Source organism: Streptomyces sp. NPDC001941, from assembly GCF_040296945.1.
Lineage (GTDB): Bacteria > Actinomycetota > Actinomycetes > Streptomycetales > Streptomycetaceae > Streptomyces.
Genome location: NZ_JBEOYE010000057.1, coordinates 1 through 19013, shown reverse-complemented (window position 1 = coordinate 19013; position 19013 = coordinate 1). Strand labels below are relative to the sequence as shown.

The 19013-nt window shown below is 74.7% G+C and carries 15 protein-coding genes; 12 read left to right on the top strand and 3 right to left on the bottom strand.

Features of this window, described 5'->3' with window-relative positions; all coding sequences use genetic code 11:
• Positions 1–50: 50 nt before the first annotated feature.
• From ABT160_RS30775 to ABT160_RS30755, 5 genes are all read left to right on the top strand, one after another.
• Positions 51–1613, top strand: a complete 1563-nt coding sequence (locus ABT160_RS30775) for an MbnB/TglH/ChrH family RiPP precursor modification enzyme (RefSeq protein WP_351651198.1) — start codon at positions 51–53, stop codon at positions 1611–1613.
• The gene (locus ABT160_RS30770; protein WP_351651197.1) at positions 1610–2689 is read left to right on the top strand and encodes a TIGR04222 domain-containing membrane protein; all 1080 of its coding nucleotides are present in this window, start codon (positions 1610–1612) and stop codon (positions 2687–2689) included. Before ABT160_RS30775 ends, ABT160_RS30770 begins: the two co-directional genes overlap by 4 nt.
• Positions 2690–2880: 191 nt before the next feature.
• Positions 2881–3729, top strand: a complete 849-nt coding sequence (locus tag ABT160_RS30765) for a DUF4142 domain-containing protein (protein ID WP_351651196.1) — start codon at positions 2881–2883, stop codon at positions 3727–3729.
• Between the two features lie 79 nt (positions 3730–3808).
• On the top strand, positions 3809–4609 hold the full coding sequence (locus ABT160_RS30760) for a TIGR04222 domain-containing membrane protein (protein ID WP_351651195.1): 801 nt from the start codon (positions 3809–3811) through the stop codon (positions 4607–4609).
• Positions 4610–4711: 102 nt separating this feature from the next.
• A complete protein-coding gene (locus ABT160_RS30755; RefSeq protein WP_351651194.1) occupies positions 4712–6319 on the top strand; it encodes an alpha/beta hydrolase in 1608 nt (535 codons plus the stop codon).
• A 64-nt stretch (positions 6320–6383) separates the two neighbouring features.
• Here ABT160_RS30755 and hemQ read toward each other — a convergent pair whose 3' ends face one another.
• Positions 6384–7097, bottom strand: a complete 714-nt coding sequence (hemQ, locus tag ABT160_RS30750; protein ID WP_351651193.1) for a hydrogen peroxide-dependent heme synthase — start codon at positions 7095–7097, stop codon at positions 6384–6386.
• Between the two features lie 17 nt (positions 7098–7114).
• Positions 7115–8533, bottom strand: a complete 1419-nt coding sequence (hemG, locus tag ABT160_RS30745; RefSeq protein WP_351651192.1) for a protoporphyrinogen oxidase — start codon at positions 8531–8533, stop codon at positions 7115–7117.
• 159 nt (positions 8534–8692) lie between these two features.
• Here hemG and ABT160_RS30740 point away from each other — a divergent pair, with 159 nt between their 5' ends.
• Both ABT160_RS30740 and ABT160_RS30735 read left to right on the top strand, forming a co-directional pair.
• Complete coding sequence (locus tag ABT160_RS30740) at positions 8693–9661, top strand: DUF4349 domain-containing protein (protein WP_351651191.1); 969 nt, start codon at positions 8693–8695, stop codon at positions 9659–9661.
• Positions 9662–9704: 43 nt separating this feature from the next.
• Positions 9705–11081, top strand: a complete 1377-nt coding sequence (locus ABT160_RS30735) for an FAD-dependent oxidoreductase (RefSeq protein WP_351651235.1) — start codon at positions 9705–9707, stop codon at positions 11079–11081.
• Between the two features lie 79 nt (positions 11082–11160).
• Here ABT160_RS30735 and hemE read toward each other — a convergent pair whose 3' ends face one another.
• On the bottom strand, positions 11161–12225 hold the full coding sequence (hemE, locus tag ABT160_RS30730) for a uroporphyrinogen decarboxylase (RefSeq protein WP_351651190.1): 1065 nt from the start codon (positions 12223–12225) through the stop codon (positions 11161–11163).
• A 91-nt stretch (positions 12226–12316) separates the two neighbouring features.
• Between hemE and ABT160_RS30725 the strand changes: the two genes are divergently transcribed.
• From ABT160_RS30725 to ABT160_RS30705, 5 genes are all read left to right on the top strand, one after another.
• A complete protein-coding gene (locus ABT160_RS30725) occupies positions 12317–12982 on the top strand; it encodes a DUF3000 domain-containing protein (RefSeq protein ID WP_351651189.1) in 666 nt (221 codons plus the stop codon).
• 305 nt (positions 12983–13287) lie between these two features.
• Positions 13288–13950, top strand: coding sequence for a LuxR C-terminal-related transcriptional regulator (locus tag ABT160_RS30720; RefSeq protein ID WP_351651188.1), 663 nt, complete (start codon positions 13288–13290; stop codon positions 13948–13950).
• A gap of 78 nt (positions 13951–14028) precedes the next feature.
• Complete coding sequence (locus tag ABT160_RS30715; RefSeq protein ID WP_351651187.1) at positions 14029–15303, top strand: HRDC domain-containing protein; 1275 nt, start codon at positions 14029–14031, stop codon at positions 15301–15303.
• 259 nt (positions 15304–15562) lie between these two features.
• Positions 15563–16777: a thiolase family protein gene (locus ABT160_RS30710; protein ID WP_351651186.1), complete on the top strand. Its 1215-nt coding sequence runs from the start codon at positions 15563–15565 to the stop codon at positions 16775–16777.
• Positions 16774–18903, top strand: a complete 2130-nt coding sequence (locus ABT160_RS30705; protein WP_351651185.1) for a 3-hydroxyacyl-CoA dehydrogenase NAD-binding domain-containing protein — start codon at positions 16774–16776, stop codon at positions 18901–18903. Before ABT160_RS30710 ends, ABT160_RS30705 begins: the two co-directional genes overlap by 4 nt.
• Positions 18904–19013: the final 110 nt, after the last annotated feature.

The window sequence follows — 19013 nt, the reverse complement described above, 5'->3', positions numbered from 1 at the left end:
GGGGCGACAACCCCTGCACCGCCTGACATCGGGGCGCGGAGGAGGGGGACATGGGGAAGCTCACGCACGGACTCGGGGTGGGGATCGGCTGGCGGCCGGAGATCGCGGACGCCGTGGCGTCGCTGCCCGGCCTGGACTGGGTCGAGGTGGTCGCGGAGAACCTCTGCGCCGACCACCTGCCCGCACCGCTGGCCGCGCTGCGCGAGCGCGGCGTGACCGTGGTGCCGCACGGCGTCTCGCTCGGCCTGGGCGGCGCGGACCGGCCCGACGCGGACCGGCTCGCGCAGCTCGCGGCGAAGGCGGAGCTGCTGGGGACGCCGCTGGTGACCGAGCACATCGCGTTCGTACGGGGCGGGGGGCCGCTCACCGCGTCGCCGCGGCTCGAAGCGGGCCACCTGCTGCCGGTGCCGCGCACCTGGGACGCGCTGGACGTGCTGTGCGAGAACGTGCGCATCGCCCAGGACGCGCTGCCCGTGCCGCTGGCCCTGGAGAACATCGCCGCGCTGGTCAACTGGCCCGGCGAGCAGCTGACGGAGGGCCAGTTCCTGGCGGAGCTGGTCGAGCGGACCGGCGTACGGCTGCTGATCGACGTGGCGAACCTGCACACCAACCACGTCAACCGGGGGGAGGACCCGGCCCGGGCGCTGGCCGAGCTGCCGGTGGAGGCGATCGCGTACGTGCACGTGGCGGGCGGTGTCGAGCGGGACGGCGTCTGGCACGACACGCACGCGCACCCGGTGCCGCCCGCGGTCCTGCGGGTGCTCGCCGAGCTGCGCTCACGGGTGTGCCCGCCGGGGGTGCTCCTGGAGCGCGACGACGACTTCCCGCCCGCCGCGGAGCTGGAGTCCGAACTGCGGGTGATCCGCGAGACCGCCCGGCTGGGGGACGGCGGAGGAGTCGTGATCGACGGCGGCCGGGGGCGTGTGACCGGTGACGCGGCACGTCGTACGCGTGACATGTCACCGGTCACCCTTGACGCGGCACGCCGCACGCGTGACACGTCACCGGTCACCCATGACGCCGTACGCCGTACCCACGGCATCGCGCCCGTCAGCGGCGGCCTGTCGTCCGGCGTCCGCGACACCGCGCCCGTCCTCGTCGGCGCGGGTGCCCGGGCGTCGGGCGCGCCCATGCCCACCGCCGCCGCGCCGTCCGCCCTCGCCCCGGCCCCTTCCCCTACCCCCGCCGACACCGCCGCCGCGCGGCAGCGGCTGGCGCTCGCGCAGACCTCGCTGTTGTCCGCGCTGGTCGCGGGCACCCCCGCCCCCGGCGGCTTCGACACCCGGCGCCTGGGGGTGCAGGCCCGCGCCCTGGTCGCCAAGCGCGCCGGGGTCGTGGCCAAGGTGGCGCCGGAGCTGCCGGAGATCCTCGGCGACGCGTACCGGTCCGCGTTCTCCTCGTACGCCAGGTCCCGTCCGATGCGGGACGGCTACCGGCGCGACGCCCTGGACTTCGCCGAGCACCTGCTGGTCGCCGGGCGGCCCGCGGACCCGCGGGCGCGGCGGCTGCTGACCCGCTGGTGGCAGGAGCGGGCCGGGGCGAGGCCGCCGGGCCGGGCCCGGCGCCTGGTGTGGGCCGCCCGTGACGCGCTGGGCGGGGGTGGACGGCCGTGAACACGCTCGCGCTGCTCGTGTACGCGTACGCCGTGGCCACCTCGGCCTTCCTGATCACCGGGGTGAGCCGGGCCCGGCGCCGGGGCCCGGGCGCCCGGGTGCACGACGTGGCGGAGGCCGCCTTCCTGACGGGCGGGCCCGCCCGGGTCGTGGACGCCGCACTGGCCGCCCTGCACTCCGACGGCCGCCTGGTGATCGGCGGCCCCGGCATCGTGTCGGTCCGGCCGGGCGCCGCGGCCCGCGAGCCGGTGGAGCGGGCCGTGCTGGCCGAGCACGCGGCCGCGCCGAGCGGGGCCCTGCACCACCTGCGGCTCGCGGTGATGCGCGGCCCCGCGGTGCAGGAGGTCGGCGACGGGCTCGCGGCGCGCGGGCTGCTGGTCCCGCCCGCGGTGGGGCGGCGGCTGCGGCGGCGCGGTGCGACCGTGCTGCTGTGCCACGTCCTGGTGGCCGTGGTGTCGGTCGTGCTGACGGTGGTGGACCTGGCGGACGCCACCGCGGACGACATCCCGGTGCCGTTCGTGCTGAAGGTGATCCCCGGCCTGTTCGTCGGCTTCCTGGTCGCCGGTGCGTGCACCGCGGCGGGCGGGAAGCGGATCTCGGCGTCCGGGCGCGCCGCCGTCCTGGAGTACCGCGAGGGGTACGTGCGCGTGCACGGCGCCCCGACCGCCGTCCCGAACCCGGCCGCGCCGCACGATCCGGCGCACCTCGTGGCGCTGTTCGGCCTGCGGGCCCTGCCCGACCCGGTGCTGCGGGCCCAACTCCAGGCGGCCGCGCAGCTGGTGACCCGCGATGCCCGCCGCTCGTCGCTGGCGGCGGCCACGTCGTCGTCCTCGTCGGGCGCCCCGATCGCCTGCAACGCCTCGGCGACCTGGTGCGCCTCGTCCACTCCGGGCGGCTCCGGCTGCGGGGGCGGCGGCGGGTCGAACTGCTCCTCCGGCAGCGGTGGTTGTGGTGGTAGCGGCGGAAGCAGCTGCGGCGGGTCCGGTTGCGGCGGCTCCAGCTCCGGTTCCAGTTGCGGGAGTTCGAGTTCGAGCTGCGGGAGTTCCAGCTCCAGCTGCGGGGGCTCCAGCGGCTGAGCGGAGGTCGGCCGCCGCCGGGCCATCCGGCCCCGGGCAACCCGTCAACGTACCAACACCACCGGTGGGTCGAGGGGCGCTCGGGGCCAACGTGACCACGCCCACAGGGGCCTTCCTGGCACTTCGCGGAACGGCCCGCGCGAGCGCCTCCCCGCGGGCTAGCGTGCGGGGCCGCACGCAGGAGGCACCCCATGCGCTTCGTCACCACGCCCGCCAGGGCCACCGGATCCGGGCTGATAGCCGTCGCCCTGGTGGCCACGATCGCCGCCGTCCTCTTCCCCCTGTGGTCGTACGCCGACCGCTCCGGGACCCCGCGGGCCCAGCCGGCCGCCGGGTCGGTGCCGACCGAGTGGGGGCCGCTGTCCGCCACCGACCGGGACTTCGTCGTACGGGTCAGGCTGGCCGGCCTCTGGGAGGTCCCGGCCGGCCAGCAGGCGATCGGCAGGGCGCCGACCCGGGCGGTCTCGGTGGCGGGCGAGCACCTGGTGGAGGGGCACGCGTACCTGGACGCGCGGGTGCGCGAGGTGGCGGCGCGGCTGGGGATGGAGCTGCCCGACCAGCCCAACGCCCAGCAGCAGGGCTGGCTGCGGGAGCTGACGGCCGCGAGCGGCCTCGACTACCAGCGCAAGTTCGCCAACCTGCTGCGCGCGGCGCACGGCAAGGTGTTCGCGCTGGTCGCGCAGGTCCGCAACAGCACCCGCAACACGCTGGTGCGCGAGCTCGCCGACGACGCCAACACCACCGTGCTCGACCACATCCACGTCCTGGAGGCCACCGGCCTGGTCGATTTCGACGCGATCGCGGCGGACAGCGCCACCGCGTCACCGAGCGGCCCGCCGCCGCCCGTGCCCGGCGCCACACCGCGCCCGGCCGCCCCGGTCGCCCCGGACGAGACGTCCCCCACCGGCCAGGACCCGGGCGGCCCGGACCCGACCGGCCCTGCCCCGATCGCCCCGGACACGGGCGGCCCGGGTCCCACCGGCCCGGCCCCCGTCGACACGCCCGTGACCAGCCCGCCGCCGACGAGCCGGACGCCGTGAGGCCCCGGCGGCCCGGGCCCGTCCCACATCCTGGAAATCCCCTGGCGCGCCCCGTGCCGTGTCACGTACAACACCGCGCATGGTGTGGATCCTCTTCCTGCTGGTCTCCTGCGCGGTGGCCGGTGTCAGCTGCGCGCGGCTGTGCCTGGCCGCGGCCGAGGCCGCCCAGCCGGCCGCCGGGGACCCGGCCCGCCCGGCCGGGGCCGACCGGACCCACGGGACGCACGACCTCCACGCCCCGGGCGAACTGAGCCGCTACGAGGCCGCGTTCCTCTCCGGCGGCCCGCTGCGGGTCACCGACCTGGCGCTGGTCACCATGCACCGGGGCCGCCGCCTGCTGCTCGCGCACACCGGCTGGGCCACCGTCGTCGACCCGGAGGGCACCGACGACCTGGAGCGCTCGGTGATCGGGGCCATCGGCCCCGGCGGCCAGTCGGAGATAGCCGCCGTGCGCTCCGCGACGGCCGCCGCCGACGCCGTGCGCCTGCTGGCCGACCGGCTGGTCGCCGCGGGCCTCGCGGTGCCCGACGCCGCCCGCGGCTCGGTGGCCCGGGGCGTGCGCGCGGTGCGCGGCGCGGCCCTGCTGACGGCCGCGCTCGCCCTGGCGAGCGCGCTGCTGCCGGCGGGCCTGGGGCCCGGGGGCACGGACCTGGCGTGGTTCGTGCTGCCGCTGGTGCTGACCGGGGGCTGCCTGGTCGTCGCCCGGATCGAGGTCCATCCGTACACCCGCTGGGCCTCCCCCGCCGGGCAGTCGCTGCTGACCCGCGTCGAGGTGGCCGATCCGCTGACGGCGCTGGCCGTCGGCGGCGTACGGGTGCTCGACGACCCGGCGCTGCGGACCGCTCTGAGGAGTGGTCGTACGGTGCATCGGGGTCATTGACCCCCGACACCGCACAGCGGTCCTTTACATCGCCCTGGGCGCCTCCAAGTATCCCTTTGTTCTGCGGTCTTGCGCCGCGCGCACGTGCACGAAGGGATCGTGATGAGAGCAGTAGCGCTGTACGGGACCCTGGGTTCGGTGGTCCTGTCCGCACTCACCGCCGCCCCCGCCGGGAGCCTCGACACGAGGACGGCGGAGACGCGGGGCACGGCCGTGGCCGCGTCGCGCGCGGGCGCCGCGGGGATCTCCTTCGGCCGGTGCGCCGCGGTCGAGGCGCTGCCCCCGTCCGTGGAGTGCGGCACGGTGAAGGTGCCGCTCGACTACGCGAAGCCGGACGGGCGCACCATCGAGCTGACGGTGAGCAGGCGGCGGGCGTCGGGCCCGGCGGCCGAGCGGCAGGGCGCGTTCGTCTTCAACCCCGGTGGTCCCGGGGCGTCCTCGATGTACTTCCCGATGGTCTCCGAGATGCCGGAGTGGAAGCGGATCGCCCGGGCGTACGACATCGTGGGCTACGCGCCGCGCGGGGTGGGGCGCTCGGCGCCGCTGTCCTGCCAGGACCCGGCGGACTTCGCGAAGGCGCCCACCCAGGCTCCGGCGGAGCCCTCGGAGTCGTACAAGAAGGAGCGCGTCGCGCGGGCGAAGGCGTACGCGCAGGGCTGCGCGCGCGACGCGGGGCCCGCGCTGCGGCACTACACCTCGCTCAACAACGCCCGGGACCTGGACGTGCTGCGGGCGGCGCTGGGCGAGAAGAAGCTGACGTACATGGGCGCCAGTTACGGCACGTACTTCGGGGCGCTGTACGCGACGCTGTTCCCGGGGCACGTGCGGCGGATGGTGTTCGACTCGGCGGTGAACCCGGACCCGGACCAGATCTGGTACCGCAACAACCTGGACCAGAACCTGGCGTTCGAGCGCCGCTGGGCGGACTTCCGCGCCTGGACGGCCAAGCACGACAAGGTCTACCACCTGGGCGCCACGCCCGGTGAGGTGCTGGAGAGCTACGAGCGGGTGCGCGCCCGGCTCGCGCACCAGCCGGCCGGCGGCAAGGTCGGACCGGGCCAGCTGCAGGCCGCGTTCCTCAAGGCGGGCTACTACGACGACTACTGGGCGCAGCGGGCGACGGCGCTGTCGGAGTACCTGCGGGGCAACCCCAAGCCGCTGGTCGACCAGGCGTCCCCGCAGCCGGAGGCGGCCTGGGACGACGAGAACGGCAACGCGGTGTACACGGCCGTGGAGTGCAACGACGCGCCGTGGCCGACGGACTGGAAGGTGTGGGACCGGGACAACACCCGGATCGCGCGGACCGCGCCGTTCGAGACGTGGGACAACGCGTGGATGAACCTGCCGTGCGCGTACTGGCCGGCGCCCCGGCAGCGGCCGGTGGACATCCGCACGGCGGAGGGCGCCCTGCCCACGACGCTGATCCTGGCGGCCGAGCGGGACGCGGCGACGCCGTACGAGGGGGCGCTGGAGCTGCAGCGCAGGCTCGAGGGGTCGGTCCTGGTGACGGAGCGGGACGCGGGCACCCACGGGATCGGTGGCGGCGCCAACGCGTGCGTCAACGGCTATCTGGAGGACTACCTGCTGCACGGGAAGACGCCGGTGCGGCGCGCTGCGTGCGCGCCGCACCCGGAGCCGGACCCGGTGTCGCTGGAGCGACGGGCGGTTGTCGAGCCGGGCGTAGTGCCCGCGCTCCCGCCGGTCGTCTGATCTTCCGGGTCGAGGGTGGCGGGTCCGACCTCCGCGTCGGGCTCGCCACCAGGTCGCTGGGCCGTCAGGCCAGGCCCGCCACCAGGTCCGCGACGCTCTTGCGGCGGCCGGTGTAGAACGGGACTTCCTCGCGCACGTGCATGCGGGCCTCGGAGGCGCGCAGGTGGCGCATGAGGTCGACGATGCGGTACAGCTCGTCGGCCTCGAAGGCCAGCAGCCACTCGTAGTCGCCCAGCGAGAACGAGGCGACGGTGTTGGCGCGGACGTCGGGGTAGCCGCGGGCCATCTTGCCGTGGTCGGCGAGCATGCGGCGGCGGTCCTCGTCGGGCAGCAGGTACCAGTCGTAGGAGCGCACGAAGGGGTAGACGCTGACGTAGTCGCGCGGCGTCTCGTCGGCCAGGAAGGCCGGAATGTGCGACTTGTTGAACTCGGCGGGGCGGTGCAGCGCCATGTTCGACCAGACCGGCTCCAGGGCGCGGCCCAGCTTGGTGCGGCGGAAGAGGTTGTACGCGTCCTGCAGCTCGTCCGAGGTCTCGGCGTGCCACCAGATCATGACGTCGGCGTCGGCGCGCAGGCCGGAGACGTCGTAGGTGCCGCGGACGGTGACGTCCTTGGCCGCGAGCTGGTCGAACAGCTCCTGGACCTCGTCGGCCCAGCCGGCCCGGTCCTCGGGCAGGACGTCGCGCAGCTTGAAGACAGACCACAGGGTGTAGCGGATGACCTCGTTGAGGTCCTTCGCCTTCTTACCGGCGTTCGGAATCTTTTCGGGCGCACTCATGCCCCCATTCTCGCCCGTCACGAAGGGTGCCCCGCACCAGGGTGGGGGGTTTTCGACGTGGCGATGATCTCGTCGGCCGCGCGGTGGGCGCTGGCGACCACCGCGGGGATGCCGACGCCGTCGTAGGCGGCGCCGCAGACGCGCAGTCCGGGGAGCTTGCCGACGGCGTCGCGGACGCGGGTGACGCGGTCGAGGTGGCCGACGGGGTACTGCGGCAGGCCGTCGTCCCAGCGGGTGACCTCGGTGGCGACGGGCCGCGCGGACAGGCCGGTGGCGTCCTGGAGGTCGGCGAGGGAGACGGCGACGAGGTCGGCGTCGTCGCGGCCGAGCTGCTCGGTCTCGCCGTGCCGTCCCACCGAGGTGCGCAGCAGGAACAGGCCGGGGGCGCGGTCGGCGACCCAGCCCCACTTCTGGGCGGAGAAGGTGGACGCCTTGATGGTGCGGCCGTCGACGGGCGGCACCAGGAAGCCCGATCCGGCGGGCAGGGCTGCGGTGTCCTCGCGGCGGAAGGCGAGGGTGACCAGGGCCATGGAGGCGTACTCGACGCGGCCGAGTTCGGCGGCGGCGGCCGGGGCGTCGGCGGCGAGCAGGTGCGCGGCGGGTCCGGCGGGGGTGGCGACGACGACGCCGTCGGCCTCGATGACGCGCTCGGCGGTGCGCACCCGCCAGCCGTCGGCGGCGCGGGTGAGCTCCCGTACGGGGGTACGGGTGAGGATCTCGCCGCCCGCGGCGCGCACGGCGTCGGCGACGGCGCCGGGCAGGGTGCCGACGCCGCCGTCCAGGCCCATGAAGACGGGGCCGGTCTGCTGCCGGGCGGCGGCCCGTTCCTGGAGGTCGCGCACGCCGTCCAGGAGCGAGGCGTGGGTGCGGGCGGCCTCGTGGAGCTGGGGTACGGCGGCGCGCATCGAGATCGTGTAGGCGTCGCCCGCGTAGACGCCGCCGAGGAGCGGTTCGACGAGCCGGTCGACGACCTCGCGGCCCAGGCGTTCGGCGACGTACGCGCCGACGGCGACGTCCTCGCCGGGGTCGCCGGGGGGCAGCTCGCGCTCGCGGGCGATGCGGGCGAGGCCCTCTTCGGAGAGCAGCCCGGCCAGCGCGGCGGGGTCGCCGGGGACGCCCATGACGTGGCCCTTGGGCATGGGGCGCAGGGCGCCGCGGGTCCACACGGACGCGGTGGCGGTGGCGGGGGCCTGGAGCCGCTCGCCGAGGCCGACGGCGCGGGCGAGGTCGACGGCCTCGGGGCGGCGGGCCAGCATCGACTCGGCGCCGAGGTCGACGGGGGCGCCGGCGATCTCCCCGGCGCGCAGCTTGCCGCCGAGCCGTCCTGAGGCCTCCAGGACGGTCACGCGCAGTCCGGCGCCGACGAGCCGGTGCGCGGCGGCGAGGCCGGCGATGCCGCCCCCGATGACGACGACGTGTCCGGTGCGTGTGTGCATGCGCCCACTCTCTCAAACCGCACCGGAACTCCCGTATCGGGCCCGGGGTGCCGGAACGAGTCCGGACCGTGATCGGTTCGGTACCCGGGCCCGGGACCCGCCCGGCGGGCCGCCGCGTCCTACAGGCACCACATGTCACCGACCTCGGGGGGAACGGTTATGCGGGCACGAGGACACACGGGCGCGGCGGCGGTGCTGCTGGCCGCCGCACTGGCACTGGGCGGCTGCGCGGCGGGCGGCGCGGACGACAGCACGGGGGGCTCGGACAAGGGCGCCGCGAAGGCGGACGACCGGGGCGCGGCGGGGGCGGCGGCTCCCGGGGCGGCCTCGGAGGGGGCCGCGAAGGGCGGGGCGGGCGGCGCGGCGAAGAAGCCGGGGCTGCCGCAGCAGGTGATCCGTACCGCCGAGCTCTCGGTGGAGGTCGCGGACGTCACCGGGGCGGTGGCGACGGCCCGTTCGGTGGCCGAGGGGGCGGGCGGGCGCGTGGAGAACGAGACCACGGAGCGCCTGGACGCCTCGCACGTGACCTCGCGCCTGGTGCTGCGGGTGCCCCAGGAGTCGTACGACACGGCCCTGGCGCGGCTGTCGGGCACGGGCAGGCTGCTGTCGCGCAAGGCGGACGCCAAGGACGTCACCGACCAGGTGGTGGACGTCCAGTCGCGGGTCGCCACCCAGCGGGCCAGCGTGGAGCGGGTGCGCAAGCTGATGGAGCGGGCCACCGAGATCGGTGACGTGGTCACCCTGGAGGGGCAGTTGAGCACCCGTCAGGCGGACCTGGAGTCGCTGCTGGCCCAGCAGGCCGCGCTGCGGGACCGGACGGGCCTGGCGACGATCACGCTGGAACTGACCCAGCGGGAGGGCGCGCCGGCGCGCGCCGGGGACGACGGTCCCGGTGTGCTGGACGCGCTGGGCGGGGGCTGGCACGCGCTGGTGAACGCCCTGCGCTGGCTGGTGATCGTCCTCGCGGCCGCCGCGCCGTGGCTGGCCGTGGCCGCGCTGGTGTGGGCGGTGTGGCGGTGGGCGGTACGGCCCCGGGTGGCGGCACGGCGGCCCGCGCCGGGCGCGCCGGGGAACCCTCGGGGAAGCGCGCCGGGCGCGCCGGGGAACCCGCCGGGAGAGCACGACTGAGCGGGAGCGAAACACCCGGGCCGCTTAGCGTGTTCGCATGAGCATGAGAGAACGACTGGTGGTCATCGGGGGCGATGCGGCGGGCATGTCCGCCGCGTCGCAGGCCCGCAGGACGCGGGGGCCCGACGAGCTGGAGATCGTGGCCTTCGAACGGGGCGGCTACACCTCGTACTCGGCGTGCGGCATCCCGTACTGGGTGGGCGGCGACGTCGCCGGGCCCGAGAAGCTGATCGCCCGCACGCCCGAGGAGCACCGCGCGCGGGAGATCGACCTGCGGATGCGCACCGAGGTGGTGGAGCTGGACGTCGCGGGGCGGCGAGTGCGCGCCCGCGACCTGGAGTCGGGCGGGGAGTACTGGACCGGCTACGACAAGCTGGTGCTGGCCACCGGCGCGGTGCCGGTGCGCCCGGCGCTGCCGGGGATCGACGCGCCGGGCGTGCACGGGGTGCACACGCTGGACGACGGCCGGGCGCTGCTGGAGAGCCTGGGGAGCGCGTCCGGGCGCCGGGCGGTGGTGGTGGGCGGCGGCTACATCGGCGTGGAGATGGCCGAGGCGCTGCTCGGCCTCGGCTACGAGGTGACCGTGGTGACCCGGGGCGAGGAGCCGATGTCCACGCTCGACCCGGACATGGGCCGGCTGGTGCGCGAGGGCATGCGGGGCATGGGCATCGAGGTGGTCGTCGGCGCCGAGGTGACGAAGGTCCTGACCGGCGCGGACGGGCGGGTGCGGGCGGTGGCGACCGGGGACGCGGAGTTCCCGGCGGACGTGGTGGTCCTGGGCATCGGGGTGCGGCCGCGCACGGAGCTGGCGCGGGCCGCCGGGCTGCCGCTGGGCGCGTCCGGCGGCCTGCTGACCGACACGGCGATGCGGGTGCGCGGGCTGACGGACGTGTGGGCGGGCGGTGACTGCGTGGAGGTCCTCGACCTGGTGTCGGGCCGGGAGCGGTACGTGCCGCTGGGCACCCACGCGAACAAGCACGGCCAGGTGATCGGTACGAACGCGGCCGGCGGCTACGCGACGTTCCCCGGCGTGGTGGGCACGGCGGTCAGCAAGGTGTGCGACCTGGAGATCGGGCGCACGGGACTGCTGGAGCGGGACGCCCGGGAGGCGGGCCTGCGGTACGTGACGGCGACGGTCGAGTCCACCGGCCGGGCCGGCTACTACCCGGGGGCGGCCGCGATGACGGTGAAGATGCTGGCCGAGCGGCGCACGGGCCGGCTGCTGGGGGTGCAGATCGTGGGCCGCGACGGCGCGGCCAAGCGCGTGGACGTGGCGGCGGTGGCGCTGACGGCGGGGATGACGGTGGAGCGGATGACGGCGCTGGACCTGGGGTACGCGCCGCCGTTCTCGCCGGTGTGGGACCCGGTGCTGGTGGCGGCCCGCAAGGCGACGTCGAAGGTGCGCGAGGCGGGCTGGTAGCGCGGCCGGCCGGTGGACGCGGACGGCCCCCGCCCCGGTGTCGCCGGGTGCGGGGGCCGTCCGGGTACGGACGCTGCCGTCAGCGCGCGGTGCGGGTGTGGACGTGCTCCACGAGGCGGGTGAGCGCGTCGGGGTCCGTGGTCGGCAGCACGCCGTGGCCCAGGTTGAAGACGTGGCCCTCCAGGCCCCGCGCCGCGTCCAGCACCTCGTCGGTCTTGGCGGCGACGGCCTCGGGGGTGGAGAAGAGGACGGCCGGGTCGAGGTTGCCCTGCAGGGCCTTGCCCGGGCCGACGCGGCGGGCGGCCTCGTCGAGCGGGACGCGCCAGTCGACGCCGACGACGTCCGCGCCCGCCTCGCCCATCAGGCCGAGGAGTTCGCCGGTGCCGACGCCGAAGTGGATGCGGGGCACGCCGTAGGAGGCGACGGCGTCGAAGACCTTGGTGGAGGCGGGCATCACCGAGCGGCGGTAGTCCGCGGGGGCCAGCGCGCCGACCCAGGAGTCGAAGAGCTGGACGGCGGAGGCGCCGGCCTCGATCTGCACCTTGAGGAAGGCGGCGGTGATGTCGGCGAGGCGGTCGAGCAGGTCGGCCCAGAGCTGCGGGTCGCCGTACATCAGGGCCTTGGTGTGCTCGTGGTTGCGCGACGGGCCGCCCTCGACCAGGTAGCTGGCGAGGGTGAAGGGGGCGCCGGCGAAGCCGATGAGCGGGGTCTCGCCCAGCTCGCCGGTGAGCATGCCGATGGCCTCGGTGACGTAGGAGACGTCCTCGGGGGTCAGCTCGCGCAGCCGGGCCAGGTCGGCGCGGGTGCGGATGGGCTCGGCGACGACGGGGCCGACGCCGGGCTTGATGTCGAGGTCGATGCCGATGGCCTTGAGCGGGACGACGATGTCGCTGAAGTAGATGGCGGCGTCGACCTTGTGGCGGCGGACCGGCTGGAGGGTGATCTCGGTGACCAGTTCGGGCCGCATGCACGACTCGAGCATGGGGATGCCCTCGCGGACCTTCAGGTACTCGGGCAGCGAGCGCCCCGCCTGCCGCATGAACCACACCGGGGTGTGGGGCACGGGCTCGCGCCTGCAGGCCTTGAGGAAGGCCGATTCGTACGTCTTCGTCTGCTGGCCGCGCGGGCTGTCGTTGGCACTCACGCCCTGAATCTTCGCACGTACGGGAAAGCGGCTTGCCCGGCCCGGGTGTCCCTCCCCGCGCGCGGCCCCGGTTGCGCCTACTCTTCCCCGCATGGCTGCGGCTCAGGGACACTTTTCCGATCATTCCAACGGCGCTGACGGCACCGGCAGCGCGCAGGGGGACAACGTGCCGCGCGCCTTCCGGTCGGCCGTCGACGCCCTGCGGGCGGCGCGGCTGCGCCCGGAGATCGAGGTGGATCCGGCGCGCCCGCCGCAGCGCCTCGCGCCGCACGCGTACGCGCTGGAGGCGGCAGTGGTGGACGGCGAGGAGGATCTGGCGGACGGTCGGCTCGTGCTGCTGCACGACCCGGCGGGGCACGACGCCTGGCAGGGCACGTTCCGGCTGGTGACGCTGGTGCGCGCGGAGCTGGAGCCGGAGATGGCGGCGGACCCGCTGCTGCCGGAGGTCTGCTGGTCCTGGCTGACCGGGGCGCTGGAGGCACGGGGACTGACGTACGGCGAGGCGAGCGGCACCGTCACCCGCGCGGGTTCTCACTACTTCGGTGGACTCTCCCAGCGGCGTCCGGCGACCCAGATCGAGATCAGGGCGTCGTGGACACCGCGCGAGGGCCTCGGCGGGGTGCCGGACACCGGGGCGCACCTGGCGGCCTGGTGCGACCTGCTGTGCCAGGTCGCGGGGCTGCCGCCGTCGCCGCCGGAGGCCTCCGGGAGCGGCGTGGTGTCGCTCCCGCAGCGCCGGGGGCCGCAGCAGGTGTAGCCCGGGCCGTTCCGCGTTGGTCCGTACGGGTGCCGTGGTGCGGCGGCCGTACGGTCGGACGGCGGCTCCGTACGGGTGCGGCCGGATCGGCTCAATCCCGGGGCCGGATGGCCGTCGGCCGATCAGCCCGCTCGTAGGATGATCGATCGCGTGTCCGAATTGCCGGAATTGTTACTCACCAAATCGTGATCTTCCCCTAAAGGCGGACGCGGTAGCTGCCGAAGAGGTCAGTGACCTGTCCAGCACGGTTCGCCCCGGCTACTTCCCCCCGAGCCGGTCCGTCCAGCACCTTCCCAGGAGGCCTGGTGTCCGTTCTCCTCGAGCAGCCCGCAAGCCTGGTCGCCTACCGCCCGAACAAGCCGACGGCCATGGTCGTCGTGGCCGACCCACGCGTCCGCTCCACCGTCACCCGCCACCTGTGGGCCCTCGGAGTGCGTGACGTGATCGAGGCGTCGTCCGTCGCGGAGGCGCGTCCCCGCATCGGCAACCCGCGCGACATCTGCGTGGCCGATGTCCACCTGCCCGACGGCAGTGGCCTGACCCTTCTGTCCGAGACCCGCGCGGCGGGCTGGCCCAACGGGCTGGCGCTGTCGGCGGCCGACGACATCGGCGCGGTACGCAACGCCCTCGCCGGAGGCGTCAAGGGCTACGTCGTCACCGGTACCCGTACCAACATCGGCCACCCCACCCGTCCCGGCGCCGCCCCCATCGGCGCCGCGGCCGCCCGGCTGCACCGCCGTCCCCCCGGCGCCCCGAGCCACCCGGGCGGCTACCGCGAGCTCTCCGGCCGTGAGGTCGAGGTGCTCCGGCTGGTCGCCGAAGGCCAGTCCAACAAGGCCATCGGCGTCTCGATGGGGCTCTCCGCGCTCACCGTGAAGAGCCACCTCGCACGCATCGCCCGCAAGCTCGGCACGGGCGACCGCGCCGGGATGGTGGCCGTCGCGCTGCGGACGGGAATCATCCACTAGAAGATTGACGGAACACGGGGGCCCGTCGACGGAACGTTCCGTCGGCGGGCCCCCGCCGTTCACAGATACCCTTGACATGTGACCGACGCCCAAGAGACCGCAGCAGAGACAGCACTGCGAACCACCGGGGGCGCTCCCCCGGACGACGTCGTTTCGGCGCCGATCCCCCTGCTGGAGCCCCGCGAGGGCATCCCGCCGGTGGTCGCCGACGCGGAGTCCCTCGCCTCCGTCGTGGCCGCGTTCGCGGCCGGCACCGGACCCGTCGCGGTGGACGCCGAGCGCGCCTCCGGCTACCGCTACGGCCAGCGCGCCTACCTGGTGCAGCTGCGCAGGGCCGGCGCGGGCACGGCGCTGGTCGACCCGGTCGGCTGCCCCGACCTGAGCGCGCTGGGCGAGGTGCTGGCCGACACCGAGTGGATCCTGCACGCCGCCACCCAGGACCTGCCCTGCCTGCGCGAGATAGGCATGGTGCCGTCCCGGCTCTTCGACACGGAGCTGGCCGGCCGGCTGGCGGGCTTCCCGCGCGTGGGCCTGGGCGCCATGGTCGAGTCCGTGCTCGGCTACGCCCTGGAGAAGGGCCACTCCGCGGTGGACTGGTCCACCCGCCCGCTGCCCGAGCCGTGGCTGCGCTACGCCGCGCTGGACGTCGAGCTCCTCGTCGACCTGCGCGACGCGCTGGAGAAGGAGCTGGACCGCCAGGGCAAACTGGACTGGGCCCACCAGGAGTTCGACGCCATCGCCGCCGCCCCGCCCGCGCCGCCGCGCAAGGACCCCTGGCGCCGCACCTCCGGGATGCACAAGGTGCGCCGCCGCCGTCAGATGGCGGTCGTACGGGAGCTGTGGACGGCCCGCGACAAGGTGGCGCAGCGCCGCGACGTCTCCCCCGGCAAGGTGCTCAGCGACGCCGCGATCGTGGAGGCCGCGCTCGCGGTCCCGGCGAACGTGCACGCGCTGACCGCCCTGCCCGGCTTCGGGCACCGCATGGGGCGGCGCCAGCTGGAGCAGTGGCAGGCCGCCGTGGACCGGGCCAGGGCGCTGTCCGACGCGGAGCTGCCGCAGCCCGGCCAGCAGGTGCAGGGCCCGCCGCCGCCGCGCGCCTGGGCGGACAAGGACCCCGAGGCGGCGGCCCGGCTCGCGGCCGCGCGCACGGCGGTCTCGGAGCTGGCGGAGCGGCTGAACCTGCCCCAGGAGAACCTGGTCACGCCGGACTCGGTGCGCCGGGTGTGCTGGGAGCCGCCGGCCGAGCGGACGCCCGATGCGGTGGCCGCGGCGCTGACCGCGCTGGGCGCCCGCCCCTGGCAGGTGGAGCAGGTGACCCCGCTGCTGACCCGCGCCCTGGAGGCCCGGGCCTGACGCCCGTACGACACGCCCGTACGACACCTTCGTACGCCACCTCCGGGTGACACACCCGGCGCGGAACCCCCGGTCACGGTCGTGGCCGGGGGTTCTCGCGGTTTTCCGGGCCGTTTCGCGGTGTGACCTTCGCCGCTCCCGGCGTAGGGACTGGGCAGTCTGGTTACCCGTAAGTAGCATGGGGACCGAGCGCGCGCTTAGCCGTGTCGGCCGCCCGTGCTCGCAGCAGTGCCATCCCGCACCCTGGAGGAGAGCCATCGTGCCTCGTACCGTCAGGGACGTCGTCTTCGTCGACGGCGTCCGCACCCCGTTCGGCAAGGCGGGCCCGAAGGGCATCTACCACGAGACCCGGGCCGACGACCTCGTCGTGAAGGCGATCCGGGAGCTGCTGCGCCGCAACCCGGACCTGGACCCCAAGAAGATCGACGAGGTCGCCATCGCCGCGACCACGCAGATCGGCGACCAGGGCCTGACCCTGGGCCGCACCGCGGGCATCCTGGCGGGCCTGCCCCAGTCCGTGCCGGGCTACTCCATCGACCGCATGTGCGCCGGCGCGCTGACCGCCGTGACCACCGCGGCCGGCTCCATCGGCTTCGGCGCCTACGACGCCGTCATCGCGGGCGGCGTCGAGCACATGGGCCGCCACCCGATGGGCGAGGGCGTCGACCCCAACCCGCGGTTCGTGTCCGAGAAGCTGGTCGACGAGTCGGCCCTGTTCATGGGCATGACGGCGGAGAACCTGCACGACCGCTACCCGACGATCACCAAGCAGCGCGCCGACGAGTACGCCGTGCGCTCGCAGGAGAAGGCCGCCAAGGCGTACGCCGACGGCAAGATCCAGCAGGACCTGGTGCCGATCTCGGTGCGCCGCACCAACCCCGAGGCCGGCGAGACCGGCTGGGGCCTGGTCACCGCCGACGAGCCGATGCGCCCGGGCACCACGCTGGAGAACCTGGCGAACCTCAAGACGCCGTTCCGCGTGCACGGCCGGGTCACCGCGGGCAACGCGGCCGGCCTGAACGACGGCGCCACCGCCTCGATCATCGCCTCCGAGGAGTTCGCCCGGGAGAACAACCTCCCGGTCAAGATGCGCCTCGTCTCCTACGCCTTCGCGGGCGTCGAGCCGGAGGTCATGGGCTACGGCCCGATCCCGGCCACCGAGAAGGCGCTCGCCAAGGCCGGCCTCGGCATCGGCGACATCGGTCTGTTCGAGGTCAACGAGGCCTTCGCGGTCCAGGTGCTGGCGTTCCTGGAGCACTACGGCATCGCCGACGACGACGCGCGCGTCAACCAGTACGGCGGCGCCATCGCCTACGGCCACCCGCTCGCCTCGTCCGGCGTCCGCCTGATGACGCAGCTGGCGCGGCAGTTCGAGGAGCAGCCCGAGGTCCGCTACGGCCTCACCACCATGTGCGTCGGCTTCGGCATGGGCGCCACGGTCATCTGGGAGAACCCCCACTGGGAGGGCAAGTGAGCACCACCGCCGAGCTGTTGAAGGGCGCCGCCGCGCTCTTCCCGGACGAGGTCGTCACCACCGCCCACGTCCGCCACCTCGACCTGCCGTACGGCGCGGGCACGTTCGCGCTGATCACGCTGGACAACGGCTTCGACCACACGAAGCCGACCACCTTCGGCCCCCAGTCGCTCGCGAACCTCAACGCCGCGATCGACCAGGTGGAGAAGGAGGCCGCGGACGGCAAGGTCGTCGGCGTCGGCATCACCGGCAAGCCGTTCATCTTCGCCGTCGGCGCCGACCTCAAGGGCGTGGAGCTCCTGGGCCGCCACGAGGACGCGCTGGCCATCGGCAAGGGCGGCCACGACGTCTTCAAGCGCCTCTCCGCGCTCGCGGTGCCCACCTTCGCGTACTACAACGGCGCGGCGATGGGCGGCGGCGTCGAGGTCGGCCTGCACTGCTCGTACCGCACCGTCTCCAAGGCGCTGCCCGCCTTCTCGCTGCCCGAGGTCTTCCTCGGCCTGGTACCGGGCTGGGGCGGCTGCACCGTGCTGCCCAACCTGATCGGCGCCGAGAAGGCCGTCCAGGTCATCATCGAGAACTCGCTCAACCAGAACCGCCAGCTCAAGGGCGCCCAGGTGTTCGAGCTCGGCATCGCCGACGCGCTCTTCGAGGGCGCGGACTTCCTGGAGCAGTCGCTGCTGTGGACCGCGAAGGTCCTCAACGGCGACGTCACCGTCGAGCGCCCCGAGGTGGACCGCGGCGAGGCCTGGGACCAGGCCGTCGCCAAGGGCCGCTTCGTCGCGGACTCCAAGGTGCACGGCGCGGCCCCGGCCGCCTACCGCGCCCTGGACATCATCGCCGCGGCCAAGGACGGCGACCTGCAGAAGGGCTTCGACGCCGAGGACACCGCGCTCGCCGATCTGATCATGGGCGGCGAACTGCGCTCCGGCATCTACGCCTTCAACCTGGTGCAGAAGCGCGCCAAGCGCCCGGCCGGCGCCCCGGACAAGAACCTGGCGCGCCCGGTCACCAAGGTCGGCGTGGTCGGCGCGGGCCTGATGGCCTCGCAGCTGGCCCTGCTGTTCCTGCGCCGCCTCGAGGTGCCGGTCGTGCTGACCGACATCGACCAGGAGCGCGTGGACAAGGGCGTGGGCTACGTGCACGCCGAGATCGAGAAGCTGCTCGCCAAGGGCCGCGTCAACCAGGACAAGGCCAACCGCCTCAAGGCCCTGGTCTCCGGCGTCCTCGACAAGGCCGAGGGCTTCTCCGACGCCGACTTCATCATCGAGGCCGTCTTCGAGGAGATCGGCGTCAAGCAGCAGGTGTTCGCCGAGGTCGAGGCGGTCGCCCCGGCGCACGCGATCCTCGCCACCAACACCTCCTCGCTCTCGGTGTCCGAGATGGCGTCGAAGCTGAAGCACCCCGAGCGGGTCGTCGGCTTCCACTTCTTCAACCCGGTCGCGATCCTGCCGCTGCTGGAGATCGTGCGCGGCGAGAAGACCGACGACGCGGCGCTGGCCACGGCGTTCGGCGTCGCCAAGAAGCTGAAGAAGACCGCGGTGCTGGTCAAGGACGCCCCGGCGTTCGTCGTGAACCGCATCCTGACCCGCTTCATGGGCGAGATCCAGAACGTCATCGACGAGGGCACCCCGGTCGCCACGGCCGAGAAGGCCGTCGAGCCGCTGGGCCTGCCGATGTCGCCGCTGGTGCTCCTCGAGCTGGTCGGCCCGGCCATCGGCCTGCACGTCTCGGAGACCCTCAACCGGGCCTTCCCGGACCGCTTCACGGTCTCCCCGAACCTGGCGGCCGTCGTGAAGGCGGGCAAGCGCGGCTTCTACGTCTACGACTCCGGCAAGCCGGAGCTGGACCCGGAGGTCGCCGCGCTCCTCCAGCAGGGCGACACCGTCCTGACCGAGGAGCAGGTGCGCGACCGCGTGCTCGACGCGGTGGCGCAGGAGATCGGCCTGATGCTGGACGAGGGCGTCGTCGCCGAGGCGCAGGACGTCGACCTCTGCCTGATCACCGGTGCGGGCTGGCCCTTCCACCTGGGCGGCATCACGCCGTACCTGGACCGCGAGGGCGTCTCGGAGCGCGTGAACGGCAAGCCGTTCCTGGCTCCGGGCGTGGCGAGCGTCCCGGCGTAGCCGGCACGGCACGAAGGCTGCGGGGCCGTACGGGAGTCGTCCTCCCGTACGGCCCCGCGCCCGCGTGACGTACGAGGAGGGGGCGGCCCGCAGATCCCTGCGGGCCGCCC

Excerpts from the sequence above, each read along its gene's own strand:
- ABT160_RS30755 (WP_351651194.1), top strand. The coding sequence starts at position 4,712 with ATGAGAGCAGTAGCGCTGTACGGGACCCTGGGTTCGGTGGTCCTGTCC.
- ABT160_RS30765 (WP_351651196.1), top strand. The coding sequence starts at position 2,881 with ATGCGCTTCGTCACCACGCCCGCCAGGGCCACCGGATCCGGGCTGATA.
- ABT160_RS30725 (WP_351651189.1), top strand. The coding sequence starts at position 12,317 with ATGGCTGCGGCTCAGGGACACTTTTCCGATCATTCCAACGGCGCTGAC.
- hemG (WP_351651192.1), bottom strand. The coding sequence starts at position 8,533 with ATGCACACACGCACCGGACACGTCGTCGTCATCGGGGGCGGCATCGCC.
- ABT160_RS30740 (WP_351651191.1), top strand. The coding sequence starts at position 8,693 with ATGCGGGCACGAGGACACACGGGCGCGGCGGCGGTGCTGCTGGCCGCC.
- ABT160_RS30760 (WP_351651195.1), top strand. The coding sequence starts at position 3,809 with ATGGTGTGGATCCTCTTCCTGCTGGTCTCCTGCGCGGTGGCCGGTGTC.
- hemQ (WP_351651193.1), bottom strand. The coding sequence starts at position 7,097 with ATGAGTGCGCCCGAAAAGATTCCGAACGCCGGTAAGAAGGCGAAGGAC.
- ABT160_RS30775 (WP_351651198.1), top strand. The coding sequence starts at position 51 with ATGGGGAAGCTCACGCACGGACTCGGGGTGGGGATCGGCTGGCGGCCG.
- ABT160_RS30735 (WP_351651235.1), top strand. The coding sequence starts at position 9,705 with ATGAGAGAACGACTGGTGGTCATCGGGGGCGATGCGGCGGGCATGTCC.